This is a genomic window from Nocardioides sp., from assembly GCF_016462705.1.
Classification (GTDB): Bacteria; Actinomycetota; Actinomycetes; order Propionibacteriales; family Nocardioidaceae; genus Nocardioides.
In genome coordinates this window covers 1-3,624 of sequence record NZ_JAEMSS010000283.1, presented here as the reverse complement: position 1 = coordinate 3,624, position 3,624 = coordinate 1, and the positions used below count along the sequence as shown (strand labels likewise).

The window sequence follows — 3,624 nt, the reverse complement described above, 5'->3', positions numbered from 1 at the left end:
GACGAGGACTGGGTGGCGTTGTAGGAGGAGATCGCGGAGTCGACGGTCGCGCTGAAGTCACTGGTCATGGAGTCGACGAACGCCGCCGGGCTCGAGCCCACGTAGCCACCCGCGAAGTAGTGCGGGACCGGGGGCTCGGTGCCCATCTCGGTGCGGTACTTGGCCGCCCACTCCTTGGCGCAGCCGAGGGCGACCGCCCACGGGATGTAGGCGGTGTAGAGCTCCTCACGCCCGGAGAAGTCGAACCGCTCCTTGCTCGACGGCGTCGCCAGCATCCGCCGGAAGCCCCCGACCTTGGACCACAGGTCGCGACCGCTGCGGGTGCGCTTGGTGCCGGAGCCGGTCGCCATCAACGAGGTCCCGCACACCGCGAACGCCCCGGGGATGAGACCGACCATCGTCATCGAGAACGGGTTCCAGATGGCGATCGCGATCACGCCCGCGAACCCCGCGAGGACCAGGAACCCGCCCATGCCTCCGAGCCCCGAGGTGACCAGGTGCCCGGAGCTCCGGGCCCAGTTCTCCACGCTGTGCTCGAACAGCGAGATCTCGTCGCGCAGCCGCTTGCCGGCCTGGACGTCCTTCTTGTTCGCCGTGAACGCCGTGCCGGGGCCGCCGAGGATGTGCGCGGTACCGAGCGTGACGGGGTCGAGCTTCGCCCAGCCCGCGGGGCCGTTCTTGTCCTTGATGGTCCAGGTGTCGTTCTCGCGGGTGAGGTCGATGGCGTCCTTCTCCGCCGCGTACATCAGCGTGGCGACGTACGCCTCGCGGTCGATCGACTCGCTGTAGATGTACTTCGCCTGCGCGGGGCCGATCCCGTCCGGTGGCGCGTAGAGCACCGGGAAGCCCGGCGCCTTCTCGCGCGACCGGGCGCCGACGATGCCGCCGAGGATGCCGGCGCCGAGCCCGAGCAGGAGGACGATCGCCAGCACCGGGACGCTCCGGCCCAGCACCCGGTCGAAGCGTGGGGTCCACGGCAGCGCGTTGCCCGCCTCGGGGGTCTCCATGTCGAGGCCGGTCGCGATCGACAGCGGCGTCCGCGGCCCGATCGGGCCCGTGGTGACGGTGAGGTCCTTGGTGCCGGCGCCCTCGGCCTCGCAGCCCGTGGTGGACTCCCAGCCGATCGCGCACTGCACCTCCGACTCGGACTCGACCGGCAGGTGCACGGTGAGGGTCGCCGAGTCGATGCTCTGCTGCCACCCGCCCGGGATCAGCTGCCAGAAGAACTGGCTGGGCTCGGAGGTGATGCTGTCGTTGCCCTCGGTGACGACCCCGTCGATGTGGTACTTGATGACGTAGACGTGCTCGCCGGTGTCGAGCGTGACGTCGGCCGAGCCGATCTTGGCCACCCGGAAGCGGCCGTGGTCCTCGTTGCTCAGCTCGAACGGCTCGTCGCCGCCGTCACGGGTCACCGAGATGTCCTCGGGGTCGCGGCGGGCGTTGTCGTCGTTGGGGTCGACGCGGTCCCAGAACCGGAAGATCCCGTGCTTGCCGTAGACCGGGAAGTCGACGGTGATGGTCTCGGTGACGTCGAGGTCGCCGTTCTCGCGCACCGTGAAGTCCGCGACGTACGACGAGATGGTCGTGTCCTCGTAGTTGGCGGTCGGCTCGCCGTCGCCGAAGAACAGCGCCGGGATGGACAGCAGGGCGGCGATCACCGCGACACCGATGGTGTAGCCCACGAGCCGTATCACGAGAAGCGACCCTAGAGGGTGCGCCGCCCGGTCGTCTGTAGCCCTGCCGGGCCAGGAGATGCCGCGTGGGCCGAACCCCGCGTGCGCCGTGTCGGTGGGCGCTGCGACACTCGGCCCGGTGAGCTCGGAGACCGGCCTGCGGGCCTTCTGGCACGACCTCCCCCGCGAGGGCCGGCTGCTGCTGTCGATCGTGGTCATCGAGTTCGTCGGGACCGGGCTGGTACTCCCCTTCCAGGTGGTCTACCTCCATGAGGTCCGCGGGTTCGCCCTGAGCGACGTCGGCCTCCTGCTAGGGCTGTCCCCGCTCCTGGGCCTCTTGGTCGTCGGGCCGGGAGGCCTGGCCATCGACCGGGTCGGACCGCGGCGCATCGTGCTGGCCCTGCTCGCGCTGATGATCGCCGGCAACACCGTGCTCGCGTTCTCCGAGACCCGGTGGCAGGCCGCGATCGCACTGGTCCTGCAGGGGATCGCCTTCGGCCTGTCGTGGCCGGCGTTCCAGAGCATGATCGCGTCCGTCGTCCCGGCGGAGCTCCGGCAGCGCTACTTCGGCGTCAACTTCACCCTGCTCAACCTCGGGATCGGCATCGGCGGCGTGGTCGGCGGTCTCCTCGTCGACGTCGACCGGCTCGTGACCTTCCAGGCCATCTACCTCGCGGACGCGGCCAGCTACCTACCGGCGCTGGCGCTGCTCCTGGGGCCGCTGCGGCACGTCGGCGGCCAGGTGCTCCACGGCGACCACGTCGATACCGGCGAGACCGTCTCCTACCTCGCGGTCCTGCGCCGACCGGCGATGGGCTCACTGACGCTGCTGGGTTTCGTGGCCTCGTTCGTCGGCTACTCCCAGCTGAACGCCGGGATGCCGGCGTTCGCCCGGGCGGTCAGCGAGGTGTCGACCCGGACCCTGGGGTTCGCGTTCGCGGCCAACACACTGGTCATCGTGCTCCTCCAGCTCGTCGTGCTGGGCCGGATCGAGGGGCGTCGGCGCACCCGGGTCATCGCCGCCATGGGCGTGGTCTGGGCGCTCGCCTGGCTCTGCCTGGGTCTGTCCGGCCTGGTCCCGGGCACCCTCGGCGCCGCCGTCCTGGTCGCCGCCTGCGCGGGGGTCTTCGCCCTCGGCGAGACCCTGCTCCAGCCGACCATCCCGGCCCTGGTCAACGACCTCGCCCCCGACCACCTGCGCGGCCGCTACAACGCCCTCAGCTCTGGCGCCTTCCAGCTGGCCGCCGTCATCGCGCCCGCCATCTCCGGCGTGCTCATCGGCCAGGCACTGGGCGAGGTCTACATCGGTCTGCTGGTCGTCGGCTCGCTGCTGTGTGGCGTCCTGGCGATCCTCAAGGTGGAGGCCCAGCTCGAGCCGAGGGTGAACGGCGTGACCGTGCCCCCCGACGCCCCGCCACCGGCGACGCCCGAGCCCCAGGTCCATCCGGCCACGACGGACTGACGTCGCGTCATGACGCCGGGCTCACGTCCGCCGGTGGAAGGTGAGCTTCGGTCATTCCATGAGCTCGGCGGTCCAGCAGCGCGTGGCGAGTGACGCCGCTTCGCGACACAGTTGGGGCGACCAGTTCGATGCCTGAGCGTGAGCGGACGACGCTCGCCTGCGAACTGCGTCGCGTAGCGCACTCACATGCCGGCAACCGTCAGCCGACGATCAGCCACACCACCAGGGCGACCACGACGAGGGCGACCAAGGCGTGCTTCCAGTACGTCTTGGCCAGGATCGGCAGCACCGTGGCACCCAGGTCGAGCGCCTCCTGCCGCGGCGGGGCGGGTGCCATCGGTGGCGGCGCCACGTGGGTCTGCCGGGCGGGCTCGGGCTGCGCGGCCTCGGACTGGGCCTCCGGCTGCCCTACGGCCTCGCCGCCGGACGGCTCGGCGGCCGGCTCGACAGGCGGCTCGGCGGGCCCGGGTGCGGCGGCGGGCGTGGGGG

Annotated in this window: 2 protein-coding genes and 1 pseudogene; 1 reads left to right on the top strand and 2 read right to left on the bottom strand. The window is 71.2% G+C overall.

What is annotated here, in order from left to right; genetic code table 11:
* A partial coding sequence (locus JHD21_RS21465; protein WP_292679538.1) for a DUF2207 domain-containing protein occupies window positions 1–1,694 on the bottom strand: 1,694 nt, incomplete at its 3' end.
* A gap of 118 nt (window positions 1,695–1,812) precedes the next feature.
* Between JHD21_RS21465 and JHD21_RS21460 the strand changes: the two genes are divergently transcribed.
* Window positions 1,813–3,135 carry an MFS transporter gene (locus tag JHD21_RS21460; protein ID WP_292679537.1) on the top strand — a complete coding sequence of 441 codons (1,323 nt, stop codon included), beginning with the start codon at window positions 1,813–1,815 and terminating at the stop codon, window positions 3,133–3,135.
* Between the two features lie 199 nt (window positions 3,136–3,334).
* Here the strand turns inward: JHD21_RS21460 and JHD21_RS21455 are convergent.
* Window positions 3,335–3,624, bottom strand: a pseudogene (locus tag JHD21_RS21455) (hypothetical protein); the annotation flags it as partial.